Source organism: Coleofasciculaceae cyanobacterium (genome assembly GCA_036703275.1).
Classification (GTDB): domain Bacteria; phylum Cyanobacteriota; class Cyanobacteriia; order Cyanobacteriales; family Xenococcaceae; genus Waterburya.
The window spans coordinates 58603-83833 of sequence record DATNPK010000096.1; the positions used below are offsets into that span (position 1 = coordinate 58603).

Annotated in this window: 20 protein-coding genes and 2 pseudogenes; 13 read left to right on the plus strand and 9 right to left on the minus strand. The window is 38.8% G+C overall.

Annotation, left to right across the window (positions count from 1 at the left end):
• Positions 1-28 precede the first annotated feature (28 nt).
• The gene (locus V6C71_19505; GenBank protein HEY9770644.1) at positions 29-1027 is read right to left on the minus strand and encodes a phosphoribulokinase; all 999 of its coding nucleotides are present in this window, start codon (positions 1025-1027) and stop codon (positions 29-31) included.
• A gap of 641 nt (positions 1028-1668) precedes the next feature.
• Here V6C71_19505 and V6C71_19510 point away from each other — a divergent pair.
• Positions 1669-2874: a ferredoxin-NADP reductase gene (locus V6C71_19510; GenBank protein HEY9770645.1), complete on the plus strand. Its 1206-nt coding sequence runs from the start codon at positions 1669-1671 to the stop codon at positions 2872-2874.
• Between the two features lie 651 nt (positions 2875-3525).
• On the plus strand, positions 3526-5421 hold the full coding sequence (gene ftsH2, locus V6C71_19515) for an ATP-dependent zinc metalloprotease FtsH2 (protein ID HEY9770646.1): 1896 nt from the start codon (positions 3526-3528) through the stop codon (positions 5419-5421).
• 86 nt (positions 5422-5507) lie between these two features.
• On the opposite strand, the gene V6C71_19520 is transcribed toward ftsH2, so the two are convergent.
• Both V6C71_19520 and V6C71_19525 read right to left on the minus strand, forming a co-directional pair.
• A complete protein-coding gene (locus V6C71_19520) occupies positions 5508-7448 on the minus strand; it encodes a tetratricopeptide repeat protein (protein HEY9770647.1) in 1941 nt (646 codons plus the stop codon).
• Positions 7449-7917: 469 nt separating this feature from the next.
• A complete protein-coding gene (locus V6C71_19525; protein HEY9770648.1) occupies positions 7918-8985 on the minus strand; it encodes a ribonucleotide-diphosphate reductase subunit beta in 1068 nt (355 codons plus the stop codon).
• Positions 8986-9407: 422 nt separating this feature from the next.
• Here V6C71_19525 and V6C71_19530 point away from each other — a divergent pair, with 422 nt between their 5' ends.
• Together V6C71_19530 and V6C71_19535 are read left to right on the plus strand one after the other, a co-directional pair.
• Entirely contained in the window at positions 9408-9590 is a 183-nt protein-coding gene (locus V6C71_19530) for a hypothetical protein (protein HEY9770649.1), read from the plus strand.
• 86 nt (positions 9591-9676) lie between these two features.
• Positions 9677-10378, plus strand: coding sequence for an SDR family NAD(P)-dependent oxidoreductase (locus V6C71_19535; GenBank protein HEY9770650.1), 702 nt, complete (start codon positions 9677-9679; stop codon positions 10376-10378).
• A gap of 48 nt (positions 10379-10426) precedes the next feature.
• Here V6C71_19535 and V6C71_19540 read toward each other — a convergent pair.
• Positions 10427-10690, minus strand: a pseudogene (locus V6C71_19540) (SDR family oxidoreductase).
• A 428-nt stretch (positions 10691-11118) separates the two neighbouring features.
• Between V6C71_19540 and V6C71_19545 the strand changes: the two are divergent.
• Complete coding sequence (locus tag V6C71_19545) at positions 11119-11847, plus strand: DUF4230 domain-containing protein (protein HEY9770651.1); 729 nt, start codon at positions 11119-11121, stop codon at positions 11845-11847.
• 388 nt (positions 11848-12235) lie between these two features.
• Here the strand turns inward: V6C71_19545 and V6C71_19550 are convergent, their stop codons facing one another.
• Together V6C71_19550 and V6C71_19555 are read right to left on the minus strand one after the other, a co-directional pair.
• Positions 12236-12442: a hypothetical protein gene (locus V6C71_19550; GenBank protein ID HEY9770652.1), complete on the minus strand. Its 207-nt coding sequence runs from the start codon at positions 12440-12442 to the stop codon at positions 12236-12238.
• Between the two features lie 191 nt (positions 12443-12633).
• Positions 12634-13647, minus strand: coding sequence for a type I glyceraldehyde-3-phosphate dehydrogenase (locus V6C71_19555; GenBank protein ID HEY9770653.1), 1014 nt, complete (start codon positions 13645-13647; stop codon positions 12634-12636).
• Positions 13648-14209: 562 nt separating this feature from the next.
• Here V6C71_19555 and murC point away from each other — a divergent pair.
• The 4 genes and pseudogenes from murC (at position 14210) to V6C71_19575 (ending at position 18368) form a co-directional block, all read left to right on the plus strand.
• Positions 14210-15688, plus strand: coding sequence for a UDP-N-acetylmuramate--L-alanine ligase (murC, locus tag V6C71_19560; GenBank protein ID HEY9770654.1), 1479 nt, complete (start codon positions 14210-14212; stop codon positions 15686-15688).
• A 162-nt stretch (positions 15689-15850) separates the two neighbouring features.
• Positions 15851-16744 (plus strand): UDP-N-acetylmuramate dehydrogenase, encoded by an 894-nt coding sequence (gene murB / locus V6C71_19565; protein HEY9770655.1) that lies wholly within the window; start codon positions 15851-15853, stop codon positions 16742-16744.
• A gap of 75 nt (positions 16745-16819) precedes the next feature.
• The gene (locus V6C71_19570; GenBank protein HEY9770656.1) at positions 16820-17158 is read left to right on the plus strand and encodes a YbaB/EbfC family nucleoid-associated protein; all 339 of its coding nucleotides are present in this window, start codon (positions 16820-16822) and stop codon (positions 17156-17158) included.
• Between the two features lie 583 nt (positions 17159-17741).
• Positions 17742-18368 (plus strand): annotated as a pseudogene (locus tag V6C71_19575) (Uma2 family endonuclease).
• Positions 18369-18385: 17 nt separating this feature from the next.
• Here V6C71_19575 and V6C71_19580 read toward each other — a convergent pair.
• Positions 18386-18901 (minus strand): pentapeptide repeat-containing protein, encoded by a 516-nt coding sequence (locus V6C71_19580; GenBank protein ID HEY9770657.1) that lies wholly within the window; start codon positions 18899-18901, stop codon positions 18386-18388.
• Positions 18902-18928: 27 nt separating this feature from the next.
• Positions 18929-20281, minus strand: coding sequence for an LCP family protein (locus V6C71_19585; protein HEY9770658.1), 1353 nt, complete (start codon positions 20279-20281; stop codon positions 18929-18931).
• Between the two features lie 375 nt (positions 20282-20656).
• Between V6C71_19585 and V6C71_19590 the strand changes: the two genes are divergently transcribed.
• On the plus strand, positions 20657-21727 hold the full coding sequence (locus V6C71_19590) for a mannose-1-phosphate guanylyltransferase (protein ID HEY9770659.1): 1071 nt from the start codon (positions 20657-20659) through the stop codon (positions 21725-21727).
• Between the two features lie 104 nt (positions 21728-21831).
• Entirely contained in the window at positions 21832-22584 is a 753-nt protein-coding gene (locus V6C71_19595; protein ID HEY9770660.1) for an ABC-2 family transporter protein, read from the plus strand.
• A gap of 157 nt (positions 22585-22741) precedes the next feature.
• Here the strand turns inward: V6C71_19595 and V6C71_19600 are convergent, their stop codons facing one another.
• Positions 22742-23065, minus strand: coding sequence for a hypothetical protein (locus tag V6C71_19600; protein ID HEY9770661.1), 324 nt, complete (start codon positions 23063-23065; stop codon positions 22742-22744).
• A gap of 240 nt (positions 23066-23305) precedes the next feature.
• On the opposite strand from V6C71_19600, the gene V6C71_19605 reads away from it, so the two are divergent.
• Positions 23306-23962 (plus strand): VWA domain-containing protein, encoded by a 657-nt coding sequence (locus V6C71_19605; protein ID HEY9770662.1) that lies wholly within the window; start codon positions 23306-23308, stop codon positions 23960-23962.
• 119 nt (positions 23963-24081) lie between these two features.
• Entirely contained in the window at positions 24082-25224 is a 1143-nt protein-coding gene (locus V6C71_19610; GenBank protein HEY9770663.1) for an LdpA C-terminal domain-containing domain, read from the plus strand.
• Positions 25225-25231 lie beyond the last annotated feature (7 nt).

The following is a 25231-nucleotide window of genomic DNA, read 5'->3' on the forward strand; positions in this document are numbered from 1 at the left end:
TCAAATCAATTTGATTCAACTAGAAAATCTATATTTTGGCTGGTTGGGCTGTTTTAGCAGTAAGCTTTTCATACGTTTCACGCATTTTTAAGCCAACTAATACTTGGAATAAACCAGTTCCGTTGCTAGAACCAGGATAGTCTTTATGCTTCAACAACAGCTCCGTCATTTCGCCGTAGTGACTAGTGCTAGTGTTACTTAAATGACTCTCAATGTAGATCATCTGTTCGAGGTTTCCGAATTCACCATCTACCTCTAAAATCGATACTTCATTATTGTAAAAGCTATCAGGACCATAATACATTTTGATGCCTGGAATAGGACATTGAAGTTTACGTCCACAAGGTCGCCAGTGAATTGTTGAACCTTCATCAAATAGATAGACAGTATTGAAGTTTTCTACACCTTCTTTCTGAATCAAACGAACTTTTAACAGATCGCTATCTTTATCTTTGACTAATTCTGTAGGTAATACCTGAATTACTACATCAGCAAACTCTCTCTGTACTTCAATATAGGCTTTAAAATCGGGTTCGCGAGCCTTGATAGAAGCCAAAATATCTTCGTAAGTATGACCCCTTTCAGCCATGTCACGCTGAATTTTCCACTGAATTTTAACTTCGTCGCTAATGTCTAAATAAACGCTGAAATCTACGAGTTCGCGGACTCTCTCGTCATATAGAGGGTGTAACCCTTCGATGACAATTACCTTATTAGGGTAAACTTTTTCAGGAGGATCGAGTTCACCAGTTTCATGATTATAAATTGGCTTGTCGATCACATTACCTTCTTTGAGAGACTTAACTTGCTCGTACATCAGGTCAAAGTTATTCGCTTTGGGATTTAAAGCTGTAACACCTGCTGCTCTTCTACCTTTGCGATCAAGACTATGATAGTCATCAAGACAAATCACGGTCATAAACTCTTCGCCAAATAAGTCGCTCAGACGGCGAAGAAAGGTTGACTTGCCACATCCGGAGTCTCCTGCTACTCCGATAAGCACTACTCTGTCTAAATCGGCGGTCATAAAATTCCTCTTCTACAAAACTAAATATTTAACTCATAAATTGTTAAGCGATCCTAAGGAGTCAACCTGCAAACACATCCTGTTTAAATCCATGTCCTCAAAGACAGTTAAGCCTTATATTCCGACATGGCTTAGATACATACACAAGTTCATTTCCGTGAGATTTCTCCAAGCTATTTTGCCAGAGTTTTTCCAGAGAATTGCTTAGAGCAAGCTTGATTTTTAGCTAGTTAATCTGAGTATAAAATGCTAATTACTAACATTGATGAATCTTACCAGAAGCTAACCACCTCTACAAGAGAGAACAGCTTGAAATTCTGTTGTAACAAATCAATAAATCGACTAGTGTTTTTTGTTCTAGCAGTTTAAGAAAAAATTAAAATGAATTCAAAACTACAGATTTTAAACATCCCCAGAATGTAACCTGAAACTAAACAATCTATCTTGCTCAATTTCCTCCAGGTTTTTCTGTGCTGATGAATCAATAAGAGTCTCTCAATGATAGTCTATTAATACAGTACAAACAGTCTAAGCTGCTGTCTTTGGTTTCTTGTTCAAGTTAGTAATGAGCCAGAAGATAGATTCAGTTATGTAAAGTATTTAATAGTTTAAATTTAAGTTGGGGGAATCAAGTTCAGGTAATGTACAACTCTAGTGCAGCGTTTTCTAGCAGCAATACCGAATACAAAAACCGTTTATTTATTTATGAGGTAGAAGGTTTATCTCAAAATAGCGTCAATACTAAAGTACCAATTCGTAGCAGTGGTACTGTATTCATTACTGTTCCTTATAACAGAATGAATCAAGAGATGCGTCGCATCAATAGTTTGGGTGGAAAAGTAATCAAGATCAAGCCTGTTGGCAGTAATATACCAGCTCAAGACAGCCAACCTGCCCCCGAACAGAAAGAAGCTTCTAATAATAACAAACCTATGACTCAAACAAAACCCAAACAAGCAAAACAAAAAGTTCCTGTTAATATTTATCGTCCTAAAGATCCTTACATTGGTAAGTGTGTTGATATCTATGACTTAGTAGATGAGGGTGGAGTTGGTACTTGTCGCCACATGACCTTCGATCTTTCTGGAGGAGATTTACACTATGTAGAAGGGCAAAGTATCGGTATTGTCCCTCCAGGCGAAGACGATCAAGGCAAGCCAAACAAGCTCAGGCTATATTCTATTGCTTCTACTCGCCACGGTGACAATTTAGATGACAAAACGGTATCGCTGTGTGTTCGTAAATTAGAGTATAAAGACCCCGAGACAGGAGAACACGTAGAAGGAACTTGCTCTAGCTTCTTGTGCGGTCTTCAGCCTGGTGATGATGTAGCTATTACTGGCCCTGTAGGTAAAGAGATGCTCCTACCTGAGGATGAAGATGCCAACGTTGTTATGATTGCTACAGGAACTGGGATCGCTCCTTTCCGTGCCTATCTATGGCGGATGTTCTTTGAAGGAGACAAAAATCCTGATTATAATTTTAAAGGCTTAGCTTGGTTGTTCTTTGGTATTCCTACAACACCCAATATTCTTTATAAACAACAGCTAGAAGAATTAGCAGCTAAATATCCCGATAACTTCCGTATGGATTATGCCATTAGCCGTGAGCAAAAGAACCCCGAAGGTGGCAGAATGTACATTCAACACAAAATTGCTGAACAGGCTGATGCTTTGTGGGAATTAATGCAAAATCCTAAAACTCACACCTATATCTGTGGTCTTAAAGGCATGGAAAGCGGTATTGATGAGGCACTTAGCGCAGCAGCAGATAAGAATGGCGTTAATTGGGACGAGTATCGCAAAGCAATGAAAAAAGAGCATCGTTGGCACGTTGAAACTTACTAAGATTGCTCAAGTTAAGTTGTGCAATGGTGTGCAATAGGTTGTTTTTCTGGCTGAAGAAAACCTACGAAAAAACTCTATTCTGCAATGCGTCTGCCAAGTGAATTTGGTAGGCGCTTTTATTTTATTAAAAGATGAAAATTTTTATCTTAAATGAAGAATTAAGAACAAATGATCTCTACTGTGTGGATGGATATAACAATGAGGCAAGTTTTATATGCCAGGAACTTTGCAAGTTAGTCGAAACTTGTCGATCGCTCTAACCATTTTTTAGCTAGTTTAAAAATAAAGCTATTGGCTTGTGTTCATTTTTAAAGCATCGATCCATTACATTAAAAAGCATTTTGTGTCAAATATTGCATTAAAAATGAGAATTACGTTAAATTTAGTTAAGCAAGAGGTAATATTAAAGAAAAGAAACTTGACCTAAACAGCGTTTGGCAGCTTAAAGTACTTAAATTAAGTTTCATGCATAATACGAGCCAAAAAGATGTCATGCCTAGTTATTAGGTAGACATAAGGGAAGAGGTTGAATATCTGTACACCTAATATCAAGTGGCTTAGTCTGCTATAGCTTTTAGTCAATACTTTAGAACGGACAAAAAATAAGCTAATAAATCTAATAAATATTTAATTTAGAACAAAACATACCCTATGAAGAACTTTTCGTGGAGAATCGTATTACTTTGGACATTACCTTTACTGGTAGTAGGCTTTTTCCTGTGGCAAGGAACTTTTGCCGCGACTACTGCTAGTAATAGCCTCAGCGGCAACACAGCAAGTACCCGCATGACCTATGGTCGTTTTTTAGACTACCTCAATTCGGACAGAGTTACTTCCGTAGAATTATATGAAAATGGAAGAACTGCTATTGTTCAGGCGATCGATCCAGAATTAGACAACCGCCTACAAAAGCTAAGAGTTGATTTACCTGCTAATTCACCAGAGTTAATCGCTAAGTTGCGCGATGCTGATGTTAACTTCGACTACCATCCTGCTGGTAACGAAGGAGCGGTTTGGGGGCTTTTGGGTAATCTGATTTTCCCTGTAATCTTGATTGGAGCATTATTTTTCTTGTTCCGCCGTTCTAACAATATGCCTGGTGGGCCTGGTCAAGCAATGAGCTTTGGCAAATCTAAAGCCAAGTTCCAAATGGAAGCTAAAACAGGCATCATGTTCGATGATGTTGCCGGTATTGACGAAGCTAAAGAAGAACTACAGGAAGTTGTAACCTTCCTCAAGCAGCCTGAAAGATTTACCGCAGTTGGAGCGAAAATTCCCAAAGGTGTATTGCTAATTGGACCTCCAGGAACAGGTAAAACTCTTTTAGCTAAAGCGATCGCTGGTGAAGCTGGTGTTCCCTTTTTCAGTATTTCAGGTTCTGAATTTGTCGAAATGTTCGTTGGTGTCGGTGCATCTCGCGTCCGTGATCTATTCAAAAAAGCCAAAGAAAACGCTCCTTGTCTAATCTTTATTGATGAGATTGATGCAGTAGGTCGTCAACGTGGTGCTGGTATTGGTGGCGGTAATGATGAGAGAGAACAAACTCTCAACCAATTGCTGACTGAAATGGATGGTTTTGAAGGTAATACAGGGATTATTATTATCGCTGCTACTAACCGTGCCGATGTTTTAGACTCCGCGCTAATGCGTCCTGGTCGTTTTGACCGCCAGGTAATGGTAGATAACCCCGACATTAAAGGTCGCTTAGAAATTCTCGAAGTTCACTCTCGCAACAAAAAAATTGCTCCTGAAGTTTCTTTAGATGCGATCGCCCGTCGTACTCCTGGGTTCTCTGGTGCAGATCTAGCTAACCTGCTCAACGAGGCAGCTATTTTGACCGCTAGAAGACGCAAAGAAGCAGTTACCATGCTAGAGATAGACGATGCGGTAGATCGTGTTGTGGCTGGGATGGAGGGTACTCCTTTAACCGACGGGAAGAGTAAGAGACTGATTGCTTATCATGAAATCGGTCATGCGATCGTTGGTACCTTAGTGAAGGATCACGATCCAGTACAGAAAGTTACTTTAATTCCTCGCGGACAGGCTCAAGGTTTAACTTGGTTTACTCCCAATGAAGAGCAAGGCTTGATTAGCCGTTCTCAGCTAATGGCACGAATTGCTGGTGCGATGGGTGGTCGTGCAGCCGAAGAAGAAATATTTGGTAACGACGAAGTAACTACTGGTGCGGGTGGTGACTTGCAGCAGGTATCAGAAATGGCAAGACAGATGGTTACTATTTACGGAATGAGTGACCTCGGTCCTATTGCTTTAGGGGGACAAGGTGGTCAGGTATTCCTGGGTGCAGGCTTGACCTCTCGTGCTGAATATTCTGAAGAGGTTGCTTCGCGCATTGACGATCAGGTACGTCAAATTGCTGAACATGGTCATCAATTGGCACGTAAAATTGTTAGAGAAAACCGTGAAGTAATCGATCGCCTAGTTGACCTGCTAATTGAGAAAGAAACTATTGATGGCGAAGAATTAAAGCAGATTGTTTCTGAATATGCTGAAGTGCCAGACAAAGAAAGATTTGTGCCTCAAATCTAGTTTCACTTAGTCTAACCATCTCAAGAGGATAGTCTATCGGCTATCCTTTTTTTTGCTCGAAACTAAATATATTACTAAATCATTGATTAATTACTAAATTCGCTTTTTGCTTGACGGTTTAGCTTCAGCTTTTGTGCTAAAGCATGATTTAATCTCTGAGATGCTTCAGGAAATTGTGGCTCTAGCTGCAACAGTCGGCTGAAGGTTTTTACAGTGTTTTCCCAGTCTTGAAGAATTTCCCACTGTTGACCTAAAATATAATAAGATTCGGCATCTTGCGGGTTATGATGAATTCCCTGTTCTAAAAACTTAATTGCTTCACGATGTTTTCCTTGACTGCTCAAAATCTCTCCAAGACGATGATACGATTGGGTAAACTGAGGATTTAAAACAATTGCTTTGCAGTAAAAGCCAACTGCCTGTTGTTGCTGACCTCGATCGACCAAAGCATTACCCAGATAAAAGCGATCGAGTGCTGTACCAATTTTTGGTTGCAGAGCTAAAGCTAACTGCATTTCCTTGATAAATTCTTGCTGATTGCCCACCTTGAATAAAACTCTGCTTAGGTTCAAGTGTGCCTTTGCGTATTTACGATTTAGCTGAATTGATTTACGATAACAGGCGATCGCGTATTGCAATTTACCTTTTTTAGCATAAAGGTTGCCTAAATCAGTATAAATTTTCGGCGAATTAGGCTGAAGTTTTGATTGTTTATGATAGCGTTTTATTGCCTTGTCTAATTGGCTTTCCAAAGTTCTGAGTTCGGTGTGTTGGGCATTTCCCTGAGTTGGCTTTGGCTGTTGTTGAAGCATGTTAGCTTCAACTGACTTGTTTAGATCTAATTTCTGTGGTGGAAGTACTGGTTGAGACATACTCAAGTCTAGAGCTTGACGATAATACTTTGCTGCTTTTTTCCATTGATTGAGCTGTTCTGACCGTTTCGCTACACGATAATAAGCTTCTACAGAACTATCTATCTCAAAATTATCTATTGCCGTTAAATCTGATTCTACTTCAGTTTCACTTAATGATGTCTGCGCTGATTCCAATTTTGAGGCTTGATAAAGATTAAACTCGACTTTTTCCGATTCACCTAACTTTTGCCATACGCCAGCTAAATTACGATATATTTCCGCACTAGGTTTAATAATAATTGCTTTTTGATAATGTTTAATTGCCTGTTGCCATTTTGCTTGTTGAGCATATATGACAGCGATTCCTGCATATACTTCCGCTAAATTAGGCTTAACTTCTACCGCTTTGGCGTAACAGGACATAGCTTCGCTGGTTTTTCCCTTTCTTTGCAAAGCGTTGCCCCAAATTTTATATGCTTCTGCCATATCAGGCATAATTCCTGTAGCCTGTCTACAGGCGAGTGCCGACTGTTGCCATTCTTGTCGTTCCAAATGTTCTAAAGCTTTTTGAAGATATACTTGTGCTGTTTCCCCATCAATATCTTTTGCTTGAGCTGGATTAACTATTTTAAGCCGTTGAGAAAATCCAGAAGATATATTCTTAGATTCTGATTCAACGTTGGAGAAAGACGATTGTGATGTTACTTGTGTTATGGCCGAACTGTTAGCTAAAGGCTGAAAAGAGAAAGCTGCTTCTTTCAGACTAGCAATGGGGATAGGAGGTCTTTTTGTCTGAGAAAAATTACCTCTGAGCAGTTGGTCTGTAGTATTTCCTGTCAAAGCTTTAAGATTAATTGCCTGACGATAATAGTTTGCTGCTTGTTCGACATTGCCCTGGTTTTTTAAACCTGTGGCTAACTTTTCATATGCTACGGCTAAATCTCCCTGATGCTTCAAACGTTCTGCCAAATGCTGTTTAATTTCTGGCAAGTCAGGATTTTGTTCAATTGCTAAACCGTAGATCGCCAAAGCCTCACTTAACTTTCCTTGTTCCCAAAGAGCATTAGCCTGAGAGATTTGTGTTTGCCAATCAGCAATCTGAGATTTTGAAATAGCTGAATTGAGTTTGTTGTTAGCCTCACCAGGAAGAAGATTTTGAAATAACTTGAACATTAGCCAACTAAAATAGTATATAAATATTTTTACTTAAGTTAATCTACTGATGCTTAGAATTTACAATAGTAAACACTATTAGTCTTCAAGTTAAATACAAACTTTTAATTTAGTTATTTGACTCTACGATACGAAAAAAATCAGTAAGAACACTGTGCTTTAAATAAATTTTAAATGCATGATCCAAAATTTTACGTAATCTTTATTTTTAGTGAGGTTTAGCTTCATAGATAATGGTCGCAATTAAATATATTCTTTTCCGACTAAATAATGAAGTGCTTTAACCTAAAAAATTGAAATTGTGACTTTAACAAAAGCTTGGCAATACTGTATTTTAAACTTAAATAAAAAGATGAGATAACAAGCCCTCATCTCATTTATAACGTCTTAATTGTTAAACTTTGCTGACTTCTTCGTTGGAATTGATGCCAAAATAAAGAACACTTTATTCACCGATTGATCGCAGTGTTTATATTTCATCCCAACCACTTACTCCAGATGACATCACGTAGCTAGTAACTCCTGCTTCAAAAAAATTAGCTTTAGTGTGCCCTGCTTTTTTGGTGTCAGAAAATCTTTCTAAGTGTCTATAAGGGCTTTTTTTGTACTGCTCATCACTGTACAAAGGTTCTAAACCGATGGAGCGCAAACGTAGATTAGCTATATACTTGGTGTAATGTTCGGTACTAGATTCAGTAATGCCTAAAACATTATTTCCTACTATATGATTTGACCAACGACATTCGTGCTTGACTGCTGTATCAAACATCTCATAAATTTGTTCCACAGAATGAGGGAATAGCTGCATCGCTTCTGGCAGTAATTTTTGATATAGTCGGACGTGACTTAATTCGTCGCGGTTAATCATTTTAAAAATATCAGCACTACCTGGCATCAACATCCGTGAGGCTAAATTGTAAAAATAGATAAACCCATTATAAAAGTAGATTCCCTCCAATAAATAGTCTGCTAGTAGAGAAACAAAATAGTTTTCAGGAGTAGGATGATCGACATATTTTTGATAAATTGAGGCGATAAATTCACAGCGATCTGCTAGCACTTTATCTGTGCGCCAAAATTCATACACGTTGCTGCGGCGATCGCTTGGAATGACAGTTTCGATGATATATTGATAACTTTGGTTGTGCATCCCCTCCTGAGAAATTTGTTCTGCCATACAAACGCTTACTTCTGGTGCAGTCACACAACTTTTAATATGAGGAATGTTGCAGGTTTGGACAGAATCTAAAAAAGTTAGATAGCTTAAAATACCATCATAAGCGCGACGTTCTTCTCGAGTAAGATTCCAGTAGTCGGTTACGTCTTGAGTCAGATCGAGCTTTTGAGGAATCCAAAAATTTTCTCGCATCTGCTGATACAAGCCAATTGCCCACGAATAACGTACGTCATTTAGCTGCATTAAATTGGTGGTGTTGCCAAACCAAATAGAGCGATTTTCTATTTTGTCATCACCGCCAGGATTAAAGATTGGGTTAGCTGGCATGATGTCTTGAGGTTGAGATAAAAATGAAGTCATAAAATTTTATTTTTTAATCAAGCACTATATGCGGTGTTACAGCTTAACAAATATTGCCAAAAAACACTAGTATTTAATAAACAAGGTAACCGTCAGAAAAAGAAGAGTCAAATGAGTCAAATGAGCCAAATGTTCTAGATGATCGAAAGCACGTCTACTAAATTCTGGAGAGACTTTGGGAGAAACAAGTTTATTATTTGATAATTATCGTAGTAGTGCGATCGCTCAAACTAATTCTCAAGTTCTGGCATATCCAAAATCGGTTTGATTAGAATCTATCAAACAATATCCTTTGCTTATTGAAGCCATTATTGAGCTACTTTGCCAAAAAATTTATGACTGACAAAAACGTTTAGAATAACGCAATATTTCCGTTGCCAATCGTCGAGTTTTAGAATATTTAAAATACACATTTAGATAAGTTGTCGGAAGATACAGACGGCGATCCTAACACTTTTACTTTAAATACTCCTTCACAGAAAATTGCTGCCGAATTGTATTTTGTACCTGGAACTTTATCTAGAGCTTTTGCTAAGCTGGAGGTAAAACAAATAATTACCCGTCAAAAGAATATTACTACTTTACATGATTTTAATACTGCTTAAAATTTCCGCTTCTGTTTATCGATCATGTCTACTTGAATGTTTGAAAATGAACGGAGAAAACATGACTATAAATTGTGGAAAAGATAATGAGTAAACCTGTCTGTGTAATTGTGGGAGTCGGTTCGGGGAATGGTGAATCATTTTCCCGTAAGTTTGCGGCTGAGGGTTATCACGTGGCGATGCTAGCTAGAAATATCGAATATCTACAACAATTAACTCAAGAAATCCCCAATTCCCAAGCCTATCAGTATGATGTCACTGAAATTGAGCCAGCAGCATCAGTATTTAGCCGTATTGAGTCGGAAATGGGTACAATATCCGTCTTAGTTTATAATGCGGGTGCTAGTGCTTTTGCTAATATAGACGATGCTACTGTCGAATCTTTCCAACGGGCTTGGGAGGTTAACGCTAGGGGTTTATTTATAGTAGCCAAACAGGTTATTCCCCAGATGCGAAAGCTAGGAGGAGGTAACATTGTTGTGATTGGTGCAACAGCATCTATTAAAGGTGGTGCAAATTTTACTCCTTTTGCTGCTGCTAAAGCTGCCCAGCGCAGTTTAGCTCAATCGATGGCGCGATATTTAGACCCAGAGAAGATTCATGTTTCCTATATCATTATCGATGGTCTAATTAATTTAGAACGCACCCGCCAAGCAATGCCCGATAAATCAGACGATGATTTTATCAGTTCCGATGATCTTGCTGAGTCGGTATATTTTTTAACCAAGCAACCGCCTTCTGCTTGGACATTTGAGTTGGATTTACGCCCCTTTGGTGAAAAATGGTAGCAAAGAAAACTAGAGCCTAACTCATCGCTAATGCTGCTAAACCACCATCTACAGGTACAGTAGTCCTGTAATGTAAGAAGCTTGCTTAGAACACAACCAAACTACTGTTTGGGCTATTTCTTGTGGACTACCACCACGATTCATGGGAATAAAAATAGCATTGGTAGATGATTGACCGTTTCCCGATGTTAATTGATTGGCTAATAAACCAGAAAAGATCGCATTGAGCCGAATATTGTTACGGGCATATTCTAAAGCAGCAACCTGACTCATGGTATCTACTGGTGATTTGGTAGCGCGATAAATCGAACACCCAGGAGACCATCGCTTTTAAAGTTACCAACGTTATTGACTAATCGCACCACCACCATTTTTGAGCATTTGCTCGATTTGATATCTCAAACTCCTCCACATCCGGTTAAAGTTGACATCGATGATTCCAGCTACCATCTCTTCTGGCTGTTCTGCTAAGGGAAAGCGATCGCCTTGACAATGCCGTAGTTGCCAATATTCACGATCAAATTGGGCGTATTAAACAAAATTCTGACTTGATTAATCAAAAATTGTCGTCAGGTAAGCTGAAAATTGTTGGCGATAGATATGATTTAGATACAGGTGAAGTAAAGCTAATCGAAATATAAAAATTTTTCTTAGTTGCTATACAAGTATTATTATCTTGTTAAAAGCTGAGAGCTAGTAGCTTTTTCCCCGCCAACTTATTTAATTATTTAGTCAAACAGATGAAAACTTTCAAACCTTCTATGTCTTTTTGGCAACAGCTATTGTTGTGGGGCGCTGGCAGCATTAATTTAATAATGATACTTATTATTTTAAGTATTTGGCGTACAGGCGATCGCGCCTTTAATTTTATCGGCAACTTATTTAATATTCAGCCAGCTCAACCTAAAATTGAGACCTTTACGCCGATTGTACAGCGGATTAAAAACATTCAAGAGTTGTCTACAACAGTACAGACAATCGAAACAATTGTTCCAGCTTCAGCAGAGCGTAAATTAGGAAATATGTCTTTAGCTACTACTCGTTTACTTTATATTGCGCGAGGAGAAATTAGGGCTGGAGTTGATTTAAATGAACTGAAAGATACAGATATTAAAATTAGCAATAACCACATTGAAATTGATTTGCCATCAGCCAAAATATTAGATAGCAAAATTGATGTCAATCATTCTCGCGTTTATGACTATGACCGTGGATTTTTTAATTTAGGGCCTGATGTTGCCCCGCAACTGCAAACTTTAGCTCAGAAAAAAACTTTAATTGAAATTGTTAATACTGCCTGTAATCAAGGCATTTTAAATAGTGCAAATTTAAAGGCACAAGAAACTATAACTCAGCTTTTGACTAATATTGGTTATCAAGTAAAAGTTAACATTGCTCAATCTGATTCATGCGAAGTTGCTCAACAAAATAATACTAATAATTTTTCTAAGATGGTGCGATCGCACTAATTTGCATTTCAGTAAATTTATCTATGAACAAATACTTAATTAATCTATTCAAAATGAAATTATCATTTTATTTAATTAAAATTTAAGTGGTTTTACTATTTACTATTTAAGATTTTATCAACAATAATAAGTTAAAAGTATCTACTTATTATTATCTAAAAATGTCAGCAAATATAGCTGGTTGGTATTGGACAATTTCTTTAATGGTTTTTATTTATTGGTTTATGCTTTTTTATCTAGATAGCAGCACACCTAAAACCGATCTTATATCCTGGGGTTTTCTTTTAATCGCTCCTTTATTATGGCCGATTGTTTTGCCTATATCTAGCTGGGAATTAAGTCGTAATAGGCTTAAAAACATTTTTTTTAATCTAAGCAATTAGTATAACTATAGCTGAGGTTCAATTCTATCTTGAGGAATTTCTGGAGCTATATTTCCTCGATTATTTTTGGGTTGCAGTTGTGAAGATATTTCTATCTGATAACCCATTTTTTTAAACTGCTCGACAAACTCAGTTTGGTTATATTTTTGAACCGATTTTGCGGTATCTTTGGTTTGCTGTCGGCTTTTTTTTAGCTTTGCTTTTCTACCCATAGCTATTTATATTTAGCTGCATATTTAATTTTAATAGTAGTTCAAAACTTGATTAATTAGTTTAACGAGTCGAAAACGGTTGACCGCTTTTAAAGCTTAAAAATAAAACACCCCGCCTAACTTTAGTAGGGAGGTGTCTGCAACAAAATCTAATTATATTAACTCAATAGCTCAACTAAACTAATTTAGCTTTACATACCTTGAGCAACAAGCTGTGCTAAATCAACAACGCGCTGAGAATAACCCCACTCGTTGTCGTACCAAGCAATGACTTTAACCATGTCACCATCCAAAACTAAAGTTAGCTGACCGTCAACAGTGGAGGAAACATCAGTACCCTTGAAGTCGGAAGATACTAGAGGTAAGTCGGTGTAGCCCAAAATGCCTTTGAGTTCGCCTTCAGAAGCTTTTTTCAGTACTTCGTTAACTTCTTCAGCGATGGTTTTCTTCTCAACCTGAGCGACTAAATCGACAACAGAAACGTTAGGAGTAGGTACACGTAAGGCGATACCATTCAACTTACCTTTCACTTCAGGATAAACCAAAGCTACGGCTTTAGCTGCGCCAGTGGAGGTCGGTACAATGTTTTCTGCTGCTGCTCTGGCTCTTCTAAGATCTCGGTGACTGGCATCTAAAATACGCTGATCTCCAGTGTAACTGTGAGTGGTGGTCATCGCACCTTTAATAATACCGAATTGTTCGTTAATGACTTTAACAATAGGGGCTAGACAGTTAGTCGTACAGCTAGCATTACTAACAATATCAAATTCACCAGGAGTATATTTCTCTTGGTTAACGCCCATAACGTAAGTTCCAATATTAGGACCACTTCCAGGGGCAGTAATAACTACTTTCTTAGCACCAGCTTGAAGATGTTTTCCTGCACCCTCAGCGTCGCGAAAAACACCAGTAGCTTCAATAACAATATCAACATCCCATTCTTTCCAAGGCAAGTTCAAAGGATTGCGATCGGAGACGCATTTAATTGTTTTGCCGTTGACGATCAGAGAATTGGTATCATAACCAATTTCTGCATTTAAAACACCTAGCATCGTGTCATACTTCAATAAGTGAGAATTAGTCTTAGGATCGGAGGTATCATTAAGACCCACCAATTCTAAGTTAGTGTTTTCTCCCCTAGTTAGTAAGCATCTGACAAAATTACGTCCAATACGCCCAAAACCGTTAATTGCTACTCTAACCACTATTTTCTTGCCCTCTATATTTATTAGGTTAATAGATTAAAACATTCTTAATAAGACTCATCATATCGTAAAGTAGGCACAATTCAAGACCTTACCCTGAATCAATTTGAACATTAATCAGAGTAATATTCTGAAGCCAATAGTTAGGTCTGATTGAAAATATTACGAAAATCTTACGGTGTTGCCTTATTAGCAATTAAACAGTAGATTTTTCAGCTATATTTCCAAAATATATAAATCTTAAACACAAGTTTAATTGGTTACCAGTCTTTCTTTTATACCTAAGTTAAAAAAATTCTTGTTATCATAGCCCGTATTGTTTAGAGCAAGGGGAATATCTAGAATGCTTCACGAAGTCACAGATTACTCCGCCGTAAAACGACGGAGCCTGCTGTGACCGTTAGTGAATCTAAGCTCTGTCTGTCTTAGTGCGCGCTCTTAAACGGGTTTATGCAGTCATGAAGCCGCGCCGTTTTTTTAGACAAAGTGCTGTTCACATCAAAACAAGGTAGTATTCTGTGACCCCTGGTCAAGATGTTTGTGCTATGCAGGAGACAAAAAAGTGGTAAAAGTAGATTTAAATGGTAGACCATTTCACTTTATCGGTATCGGCGGAATTGGGATGTCGGCTTTAGCCCAGATTATTGCTCAACGACAACTACCAGTATCTGGTTCGGATTTGCATTCTAGCCATATTACTGAACGCTTAGAAGCATTGGGAGTCAGGATTTTTCGCGGACATGAAGCAAATAATTTAGAATGCTCGATTCTATTCCCTAGTAGAGAGCCTAAAGCGTTGTCAGTAAAAGCAGGAGGACAATCGGACACTTTGGAAGAAGTTAAAACTTTGGGCAGTCAAGTTGATTTCCTGCCACAGGTTATTTGTTCTACCGCGATCGCGCCTACTAATCTGGAATACCAAACAGCAGTTAAACTTGGTTGTCCTATTTTCCATCGTTCAGATCTTTTAGCTGCCTTAATCGAACAGTATCAGGGAATAGCAGTATCAGGAACCCACGGTAAAACCACTACCAGCAGCCTAATTGGCTATATATTGCTCAAAAGCGATCTCGATCCCACAATCATTGTTGGTGGAGAAGTGGATGACTGGAATGGTAATGCCAGGAGTGGACAAGGAGAATATCTGGTAGCCGAAGCAGACGAATCTGATGGTTCTTTGGTTAAACATCATCCTAGCATCGGCGTAATCACTAACATTGAACTAGATCATCCAGATCGCTATCACGATATTCAAGAAGTAATTAATATTTTCCAGACCTTTGCAGGGCAGTGTAATACTTTAATTGGCTGTATTGACGATCCGATTATCCGCGATGAGTTAGCATTAACTATTAGTTACAGTCTCGATCCAGCTACAGGAGCAGACTATACTGCTAAAAATATTACTTATCATTCCCAAGGCAGTAACTCACAAATCTGGGAAAGAGGCGTGTGTTTAGGAAAATTACAGCTACCATTATTAGGAGAACATAACCTAAGTAATGCCATGGCTGCGATCGCTGTTGGACGACAGATAGGTTTAGAATTTGCAACTATTGCTCAGGCTTTAGCCACCTTTGGCGGGACAAAAAGACGATTTGAGCATCGAGGAGAAGCCAATGGAATTACCTTTATCGATGACTATGCTCATCATCCCAGCGAGATTAATGTGACTTTGGCTGCTGCCAGATTAAGTGTAGATGGTAATGATTCTCTAAAAAGAGTGGTAGCAATTTTTCAACCCCATCGCTATAGTCGCACCAAAACTTTTTTGCAGGAATTTGCTAATGCTTTAAACAATGCAGACGTAGTAGTGATTACCGACATTTATAGTGCAGGAGAAACCAATACATTTAATCTTAGTGGCGCAGATTTAGTTCAGGCGATCGCGCTTAAGCATCATCACGTTTACTATCATGCTGACGTAAATTCTCTTGCCGATTTTATCAAGCAAGAAATATTGCAGCCAGGAGATCTAGCTCTGTTTCTGGGTGCAGGTAATCTCAATCAAGCCATCCCTAAAACTATCTCATTATATTAATTGGGATTAATTATTTAATCAGCTATTAGTAATTTTTTGAGTCTCAATCGGGAAATATTTAAATCAAAGTCAAAAGCGTTAAAAAACTCGCCAAAATGCGTTCGAGAAGATATCATCAACCAACCTGAATCAATAATTGTTAACGGCTCAATTATTAATTAAATGAATAGCGATAATAGCGATAATTTAATCCAGACTGGTGTATCTTTAGCGAGCCAAACCTCTTATAAAGTTGGTGGTGCTGCTCAATGGTATGCTGCACCAAGAAACTGGGATGAACTCGAAGCAAGTTTTGCCTGGTATCAAAAACAAGATGTTCCTCTAACCTTGCTGGGTGCTGGTTCAAATTTATTAATTAGCGATCGCGGTTTGCCTGGATTGGTGCTTTCGACGCGATATTTTCGTAGTTATGAATTCAATCCTGAGACAGGTATTTTAGTGGCTGATGCGGGGGAGGCGATCGCTAAACTGGCTTGGAAAGCTGCTAAACGAGGCTTGAAGGGACTGGAATGGGCAGTAGGTATACCTGGTACGGTTGGCGGTGGCGTGGTGATGAATGCGGGCGCGCATAGCTCCTGCATGGCAGATATTTTGGTCAGCGTTACTGTTTTATCGACCGATGGTACAGTTTCTCAATTAAAGCCTGAAGATTTAGCCTATAGCTATCGTACATCCAATTTACAGGGAGGCGATCGCATGGTAGTCAGAGCTACAATGCAGCTTGAGCCTGGCTATACCAAAGCTGAAATTATGGAACTTGCCAATCAAAATTGGACGCAGCGCAAGACGACTCAACCTTATCATCTTCCCAGTTGTGGTAGTGTTTTCCGCAATCCGCAACCCCAGGCAGCAGCCACGTTAATCGAACAGTTGGGTTTAAAAGGACACAGGATAGGCGATGCTGAAATAGCTCATCGTCACGCTAACTTTATTCTTAACTGCGGTACGGCTACCGCCAAAGATATATTTGAATTAATTCGCTATGCTCAAGAAAAAGTAGAATATCATTGGTCAGTATCTCTAGAGCCAGAAGTTAAGCTGCTCGGAGAATTCTAAATAACCGCTCTCTAGGTTATGCTAATTATTCTCATGGATTTCGCAATCACTAATCACAAAACTAACTAAACAGATATGGCAGGAAGAGGATTTGGTCCACTAGGTAAAATGAAAGAGCTTGCTGATGCTTTTAAAAAAGCTCAGGAAGTACAGGCAGGAGCGCAACAACTCCAAAATGAATTGGAGCAGATGGAAATTGAAGGAACTAGCGAAGACGGATTAGTAAAAGTAGTCATGAGTGGCAACCAAGAACCCCGTCGTGTAGAAATTTCACCCGATGCAATGTCTCAAGGAGCAGAAGCTCTTTCTGCATCTGTCTCAGCAGCAATGCAGTCTGCTTATGAGCAGTCTACAGACTTGATGCGTGGCCGCATGGAAGAACTTACCAGTGGTTTGAATCTTCCTGGAATGTAGGTTTTAGTAATCGCTCCGCTCAAGCAGAATAATATTAATAGTTAGCAATGGGGGTTTTTATTAATACCCCTATTTTTTTAGGGCAATTTCATTAGCTTTAGAGGCGATTTGCCCCTAGATTCTATTGCGGGCGTTGTATTAAAGCGGTTGAATCGCAGTTTGTTCTGTAACCTGTTCGGCTCTAATAGTTCAAGTGCAAAGATTTATACTGAATAAATAGTAATCAATAATGATTGGGTGAAGAAAATCGCGTCATGATACTAAATCCGATTGATAAAGTACTCTTGACTTAAAGTAGCTATAACTCTTCTGATGTTAACCCCTTGTGCGACTTCTGACTTTATGCCCGTGCATGATTTGCGAAGCGGCTTGCCCTAAAGGACTAACTTCGTGTCGCACTTATCGCATTGAGTGTACCCGATATCGGCTGACTTGTTGATGCAGTCGCTGCGCGGGCGAATAGCCCGCCAGTCGTCGAAGACGACGATCTGAGGCTTCGCCTCTGCGGGGAAACCCCCAAGACCGCGCTGCATCGCTTCTGACTTACCTAACCTTAAAGTGTTCTATCCAAACAAGATTTAGTATGACTCAAGCTTTACTCAAATTAGTAGAATTTGAAGAATTTTTAGCTTGGAAACCAGAAAGTAGAAGTTATGAACTTCATGAAAGGTTAGTAGTAGAGATGCAGCAGACAGGAAAGCATGAAGAAATTGCTCGTCTTCTGGCTACTGAATTTGTTTTAGAGTACAAAAGATTGAACTTGCCCTACTTTATACCTAAAACTCCTTTGATCAAACCTACAGGTAAGCAATCTGGCTATTCTTCTGACATTCTAGTTTTAAATCGTTCAGTTTTAAGCCAAGAAGAATTGTGGTCAAAATATTCTCTGCAACTAGCAGAATCTATTCCTTTGATTGTTGAAGTAGTCCTAAAGGATACCGCTTCGCATATTAGTACCAACTAGCGCGATGATTATTTAACTAAACTAAGAGATTACGAAGAAATTGGTATCCAAGAATATTGGATTATCGATTATCTAGCTTTGGGCGGTAGACGTTATATTGGTAATCCTAAACAGCCTACTATTTCTATTTATCAATTAGTTGATCGAGAATATCAGGTTAGTCAATTTAGAAATAGCGATCGCATTTCCTCTATATTTTCCGAACTAAACCTGACTCTACAACAAATTTTCCCAGCATCAGATTAATTAATTTTATTTTTGGCTTAATCTCGACAACCTAAACTATATCTAGTTTCTACTCCCGTAGTAGGGTTTATGCCTTCAGCTCTTTTGCACATTTGAAAAATTTGATAACGATCTAAAATAGCACCCGTAAAGTCAGCATTCGTGATCGTCGCTCCTGCAAAATTAGTGCTGGTGGCAACAGCATTCTGAAAAATCGCGTTAGTTAAATCGGAGTCTTCAAAAGATACTCGATCCATCAATGACCTAGTAAAGTTAGCGTCTTTAAGGTTAGTTTGAACAAAAATTCCCTTAGTCAAAATCGAATTACTAACGTCAGATCCTTCAAAATTTGCCCCTCTAGCATCCGCAGCAGCAAATACACCGCCGACTAAATTCTTATGAGAAAAATCTTGTCTGCGTATTTCGCTGTAGGTATAGTTAACTGCGCTGTCTTGGGCAATGGCGGGTGTAGCATCTAATAAAATCCAAGCTATAGCGATCGCTATAATTAATAATAAGCTGAGCAAACGCTGTTTAAGTTGAGACAAGAACATAAAAAAAATGTATTGTAAGTTTTACTGTCAGTTGAATGAACGATAGTTGGTTGGTAAATAAAGCGCATCTTTACCAATTTGAAGAGTTAATTCTCTTGGTCGCAAATCAGATTTTGTCTCTAAATTACCAAATCCTAAAATCTCTTGCAGATAGTGAGCTGGTTTTACCTGGCTACGATGAGCCACAATTCTAGTCTTATTTAATTTTAGCGGGATGTGTTCGACTAGATAAACATCTCGAAAATTTCGATGTCTTAAGTAGGCTATAACCTGCATTGCTAATTGAGGATTATTAGTCGTATTTTGTACCGCGACTGGATTATCTTGAAGATGACTTTTGGCGGCAAAAATATTTGAATGAGAAAATTTAGCCTTTTGCTGGGTTGAGGGGAATTTATCGAGTTGATGACTATCGGCTATCGTTTTGCCAGGGGTATATCCTGGTAACAAATTGACGCTAATGCTATCAGCCTCTAGCTCTTCAACAAAATTTGCCAAAGAGATTATTTCTGGCACAGATATATTAGTATCCAAATTAGACTCGGCTTCAACTATTGCCGTTTTAAAGCTTGCCATATAATTCGGAATATTGAGATGTTGACGAATAGCCTCGAAGGTATTACTTTGTCTGACAATCTGTTCCAAATTATCTGAACAGTCTCTAATTCTGGGATCGCAATCTTGAAAAGTTATTTTGCCACTAGCAATCAATTGCCGAAAAGTTTCTGGAGTAGCGCGTATATAGCGATCGATAGTTAAGTCATTCATCAACTGACTAACTACTTTAGACAATAAATTAGTACCACCTAGTTCATAAGCAAGCGCGATCGTTCCTGCGCCAAATCCAGGAATTTCGGTGCTACTGTCGAGAGGAAGATTAATTACCTGTGCTAACTCAAGCTGAGGCTCAAACCTGAGTAACAAAATAGTTTTGCTGTTACCAATAAAAGTATCAGGAAACTCAATCATTTCATTAGTATCAAATGTATCTTCAATTAATAAAACATTAATCGGGCGGTTGAGAATTGGTCGATCTATTGCTGATTCGGGGGCAGAATTTGCCTCGATTTTTTGAGCAATAGTCCGTTCAATTGCGTCAATTTTGGTCAGAGCAGCTCCACACAAAGCCGAAGAGACTGCCGTCAAACTGATTATTCCTCCCCAAAAAAGACCACGACTAAAGTGTGACCAAGATTCATGCTGTGACCAAAACCACCAAGGCTGATGCAATAGCTTTAATTCGTTAGTAGCAGGTGTCTGCTCGACAGTTTTTACTTTTAACAAATCAGTTGGCTTAAGCTGATTTTCAGCTCTGGTCATGGCGTTATTTTCAAATTGCCATGAAGGTTTGTCTCGATTGCGCGATCGCTCATGATTCATACAAATTATCTTTATTGTTTATGCTATGAGTTTTAATTCAAGATTAGTTAATACGTATCTTCGGTTTGATGATGCTCAAATTTAAATTTTTATAAATAGAAAAAAAGCCAGACAAAAAGGGTATTCTAACTTCAAAGAAATATACTTAAGTAAACCTAAGCTCTATGCTTCGGCTTTATGTTATGTCTTTAAACTCTTGACTATTGGTAAAAACGACGGGTTATTTTAGAGTGGACAAATTCGTCAGTTATATAGTATCACCGTAAACTGTGACCATTGCTCAAGCAAAATTGATTGACCAACACAGTTTCTGAGAAATTTTAATAAATTAGTCGGCCGATATCATCTTTAATGTCCTGCACAATGGAAAAGTAAATGGAAACTAAATTAATCCCAATTATTCTCGCTGGCGGTAAAGGTGAGCGTTTTTGGCCAGTAAGCCGTCTGAAAAGACCTAAGCAATTTTTGTGCCTGGATGGTAGTGGAAAAAGTTTATTACAATCTACGGCCAATCGCCTACTAAATTTAGCAGGAGGCTGGAATAATCTTTGGGTGATTACTTCAGAAATTATTGCTGATGGAGTTAAAGAACAGCTACCAAATCTACCTGAGTCTAATATTTTAGTTGAACCCCAAGGAAAAGATACTGGACCTGCGGTAGCATGGGCAACTTTAGAGGTAGCAAAAAAATATGGCAATGATGCCATTGTGGGATTTTTCCCCGCCGATCATTGGATCGGCGATACAGTAGCTTATGAAAAAACTCTCCAAGCAGCAGTGCAACAAGCAGTTTCCGAACCATCGATCGTCACTTTAGGTATTACTCCAGATCAACCTGCCACAGGCTATGGCTATATTGAGCAGGGTGCTAAAAAAGGCGACTTTAATCATTTGCCTGTGTATCGTGTGACTCGCTTTACCGAAAAACCAGATGAAACTACCGCTCAATCTTTTATTGATACAGGTAAATTTAGCTGGAATAGTGGGATGTTTATCTTTAGAGCTGGAGTGGTACTGGACGAATTAGCCAAATACGCGCCTAAGCTGCTACAAGCTTTAGCCTTAAAAGGTCGTGATGCCTATGCCGAATTGGAGAAAGAAAGCATCGATTACGCGCTGATGGAAAAAACTCAGCTAGCCTGTGTTTTACCTGCTAACTTTGGCTGGGACGATCTAGGTGATTGGAATGGGGTCGAACGATTGCTCAAAGGCGATCGAGATAATGTGGAATTAGGTACTCACATTAGCCAAAATACTCAAGATACAATTATTTACGCTGGTGACCACAATGAAGTGATTGTCACTATTGGTTTGAAAGACGTTGTGATCGTTCGTGATGGCAATGTAACTTTGGTGGTCGATAAAAACCATACTCAAGACATTAAACAAGTCGTTAAGTCTCTGCAAAATGAACCAAAGTATAAGCATCTTAAGCATCTATTATAGAGTTAGAAACTTATAAGATAAATAACAAGTTAAGACTAGGAACGGCTTAAAGGAGAAAGGGAAAAGCTTCTATGTTAAATCTAAGAAAGGCAAGAACTATTCTTATGTCTCATTATGCTCATATGCTGGAGTATCGAGCCGAGATTTTTCTTTGGGCATTATCTAACTCCCTGCCAATTATCTTGATGGGGGTATGGATACAAGCATCTGAAGATGGTAATTTTGATTTTACTCCTCAAGAGTTTGCACGCTACTTTTTCAGCGTATTTTTGGTGCGCCAACTTACGACTATTTGGGTCATTTGGGAATTTGAGCGAGAAATACTTGAAGGCAAACTATCGCTGCGTCTCTTACAACCCCTTGACCCTGTTTGGCATCATGTCGCTAGGCACGTGGCAGAAAAAATGACTCGCATACCTTTGATAGCTATTTTTTGCGGTTTATTTGTTATTCTCTATCCTGATGCTGCTTGGATTCCGCAGCTAAAAAATATCTTCTTAGGGTTAGTTGCGATCGCCTTGGCTTTTATTCTGCGTTTCGCGATTCAATATACCTTTGCGATGCTGGCTTTTTGGACAGAGAGAGCCAGCGCGATTCAGCAATTTTGGTTTCTATTTTATCTTTTTCTTTCAGGCTCGATCGCACCATTAGAGGTCTTTCCTGATACCGTTAGGCGAATCGTCGAATGGACACCTTTTCCCTACATGATGCACTTTCCTGCCGTTTTGTTAATGGGACTACCTGTCGACTTTGGCAGCAGTGTTCTAATCATGATTGGCTGGACAACAGCATTTATTGTGCTTAACCGCTGGCTTTGGCGCCAAGGTTTAAAGCAATATTCGGGCATGGGGGCATAATTTACGCTGTTTTTGATTAAAAAGACATATATTTCCGGCTTTATCGTCAAAAATCAAGAGTATTTTACTGCCTAATACTCTTATTAACGAGGAGCAAAGAACTAAGCCTAATCTACAGCTTTTCTTGCTCCTCATGAATTAATCTCTAATCACTTACTTAACTTGCTGCTGCTGATTTTTCTGTCGAAGATTTGGAGCTAGAACCAACAACGGTTCGGCGACTAAAACGTTCTTCTTCCATAGGTTCAAACTCGATTCTATTGAGCAGAGTTGTGACAAAGGCAAATAACAAAAAAGGCAAGGATAGTACTAAAACAATACCTACGGTAGCTAAAGCATAAATCTGCCTAGTGCTGCTCCACAATGCCAAAGTAGTAGCTAAGCTAACAAAGATTACAATCAACCAAATTATGATCTGACCATAAATATCACCAAATTTCAAAGTACAAATCATCTTATATTTGTGCAGTTCGTTATCCATTGAAAATCTCCTAAAAGTTTGTCTGTTAATCTCTAGATTATTTAGATTATCGCGGAGGTTTTCAGAATCAGAAGAATATTCAAATATTTTTCCAACGGTTGCAATATCTGTTTACAATTAAAGGATTTTGACAAGTATAAATACTTAATCTGTTTTTTAGCTGTTTTTAACCATGGTATTAAACAAATCTGTGGAAATTTTTGATTTTTGGCACTAGAGTTCAAGCTTGTAATAGGCTAAATGAAGAAAACTCGAATCAAAAGAATTTGTGACATCATGGCAGAAAGCTCTCTCGTCGAAGATCGCGACTACACCTTAATCATCGACAAAAGCGGAAGTATGTCGATTAACGATCGCCCAGGCGGAAAAACTCGCTGGGAATCTGCTCAAGAATCTACCTTAGCTTTAGCTAAAGAATGTGAAAAAATCGACCCCGATGGGATTACGGTTTATCTATTTTCTGGTCGTTTTCGTCGCTACGATAATATTACTGCCGATAAGGTAAATAAAATTTATACCGAAAATGAGCCGATGGGACGCACCGATTTAGCCAGCGTCTTAGCCGATGCCGTTAATAACTACTTTGACCGCAAAGCGGCAGGAGACGCTAAAGCCAATGGAGAAACTATTATAGTTGTTACTGATGGTGAACCTGACGACTACAAAGCTGTAATGCGAGTAATTATTGAAGCTTCCCGTCAGATAGATCGCGATGAAGAATTAGCTATTTCTCTGATTCAAGTAGGCAAAGATCGCAAAGCAACTCAATTTCTCAAGGCATTAGACGATCAGTTGCAATCTGCTGGAGCAAAATTTGACATTGTTGATACCATCACTATTGATGATATGCAAGGTTTAACTCTGGCAGAGGTTTTACTAACCGCTATTACAGATTGAGTTTATTATAGTATTTTAAACTGCAAACATCTTTCAAAAATTATGTAGAGTAACTAGGATTGTTAATCGGATAAAAATCCTAACACTAATGATTGACAAACTATTAGGATGTAAGAGTGATGCAATCTTACCCCTTACATTCATTAATTGAAGGTAGCTGGTTCAAGTTAATTTGTGGAGCTAGCTATCAACATCTTCCTGCGGTTCGCAGTTTAGCTTTAGCCTATAGCTTAGCTGGCGCTGACTGTATAGACGTGGCTGCTGACCCAGCTGTGATTGCTGCGGCAAGAGAGGGTATCAACGCAGCTCAAAAATTAAAATTACTCAAGTCAACCGAACCAAGTACGTCACGGAGCGTACAAGCCCCGCCCTTCGAGGGCGGGGACAGCTCCTTACCTTGGTTAATGGTAAGTATTAACGATGGAGAAGATCCTCATTTTCGTAAAGCCAAGTTCGATGTAACCCAATGTCCAACTGATTGTCCACAACCTTGTGTCAGGGTATGTCCTGCGGAGGCAATAAATCTTAGTTTTGGGGGAGTTTTAGATAGCCTTTGTTATGGCTGTGGTCGCTGCGTACCGATTTGTCCTCAGGAATTAATCGTTACTCGTTCATATCTATCGAGCCTGGAGCAAATTGTACCCTGGATCGAATCAATGGCGGTGGATGCAATTGAAATTCATACTCAAGTGGGTCATTATCATGATTTCAAGCGCGTGTGGAAAAATATTTTTCCCGTAGTCGGTCAACTTAAGCTGCTGGCAATTAGCTGCACCGATGGAGAAAATGTTATAGATTATTTGCGATCGCTCTATGAGTTAATTAGTCCTCTGCCTTGTCCTCTAATTTGGCAAACTGATGGACGTTCGATGAGTGGAGATATTGGCAAGGGAACTACCCATGCTGCGATCGCTTTTGCTCAAAAAGTTTTGCAGGCACAACTACCAGGATATATCCAGTTAGCAGGAGGAACTAACGACTATACGGTAGACAAATTAAAACAGGCGAAAATGCTAGGGCGACAAGACTTAACTTCAACGTTTAAATTAGTTTCTGGACTGGCTTATGGAAGCTATGCACGCGCAATTTTATCATCGACAATAGCCAAGTTAGAAACAACTGAACTGCCAGAAAAACCAGCTAATTTTAAAAGTCAACCCATGAATCAGCTTAATTTAAAGTTAGAACAAAATCGAGAGCTACTACAAGAAGCTGTAGGCACTGCCAAAAAGCTAGTCAGTCAAATTAAAAACAGCCATTAGCTACCAG

Excerpts from the sequence above, each read along its gene's own strand:
- V6C71_19600 (HEY9770661.1), bottom strand. The coding sequence starts at position 23,065 with ATGGATAACGAACTGCACAAATATAAGATGATTTGTACTTTGAAATTT.
- V6C71_19605 (HEY9770662.1), top strand. The coding sequence starts at position 23,306 with ATGAAGAAAACTCGAATCAAAAGAATTTGTGACATCATGGCAGAAAGC.
- V6C71_19535 (HEY9770650.1), top strand. The coding sequence starts at position 9,677 with ATGAGTAAACCTGTCTGTGTAATTGTGGGAGTCGGTTCGGGGAATGGT.
- V6C71_19545 (HEY9770651.1), top strand. The coding sequence starts at position 11,119 with ATGAAAACTTTCAAACCTTCTATGTCTTTTTGGCAACAGCTATTGTTG.
- V6C71_19520 (HEY9770647.1), bottom strand. The coding sequence starts at position 7,448 with ATGTTCAAGTTATTTCAAAATCTTCTTCCTGGTGAGGCTAACAACAAA.
- V6C71_19595 (HEY9770660.1), top strand. The coding sequence starts at position 21,832 with ATGTCTCATTATGCTCATATGCTGGAGTATCGAGCCGAGATTTTTCTT.
- V6C71_19585 (HEY9770658.1), bottom strand. The coding sequence starts at position 20,281 with ATGAATCATGAGCGATCGCGCAATCGAGACAAACCTTCATGGCAATTT.
- V6C71_19505 (HEY9770644.1), bottom strand. The coding sequence starts at position 1,027 with ATGACCGCCGATTTAGACAGAGTAGTGCTTATCGGAGTAGCAGGAGAC.
- V6C71_19510 (HEY9770645.1), top strand. The coding sequence starts at position 1,669 with ATGTACAACTCTAGTGCAGCGTTTTCTAGCAGCAATACCGAATACAAA.
- V6C71_19570 (HEY9770656.1), top strand. The coding sequence starts at position 16,820 with ATGGCAGGAAGAGGATTTGGTCCACTAGGTAAAATGAAAGAGCTTGCT.
- V6C71_19525 (HEY9770648.1), bottom strand. The coding sequence starts at position 8,985 with ATGACTTCATTTTTATCTCAACCTCAAGACATCATGCCAGCTAACCCA.
- murB (HEY9770655.1), top strand. The coding sequence starts at position 15,851 with ATGAATAGCGATAATAGCGATAATTTAATCCAGACTGGTGTATCTTTA.
- V6C71_19550 (HEY9770652.1), bottom strand. The coding sequence starts at position 12,442 with ATGGGTAGAAAAGCAAAGCTAAAAAAAAGCCGACAGCAAACCAAAGAT.
- ftsH2 (HEY9770646.1), top strand. The coding sequence starts at position 3,526 with ATGAAGAACTTTTCGTGGAGAATCGTATTACTTTGGACATTACCTTTA.
- V6C71_19590 (HEY9770659.1), top strand. The coding sequence starts at position 20,657 with ATGGAAACTAAATTAATCCCAATTATTCTCGCTGGCGGTAAAGGTGAG.
- V6C71_19580 (HEY9770657.1), bottom strand. The coding sequence starts at position 18,901 with ATGTTCTTGTCTCAACTTAAACAGCGTTTGCTCAGCTTATTATTAATT.
- V6C71_19610 (HEY9770663.1), top strand. The coding sequence starts at position 24,082 with ATGCAATCTTACCCCTTACATTCATTAATTGAAGGTAGCTGGTTCAAG.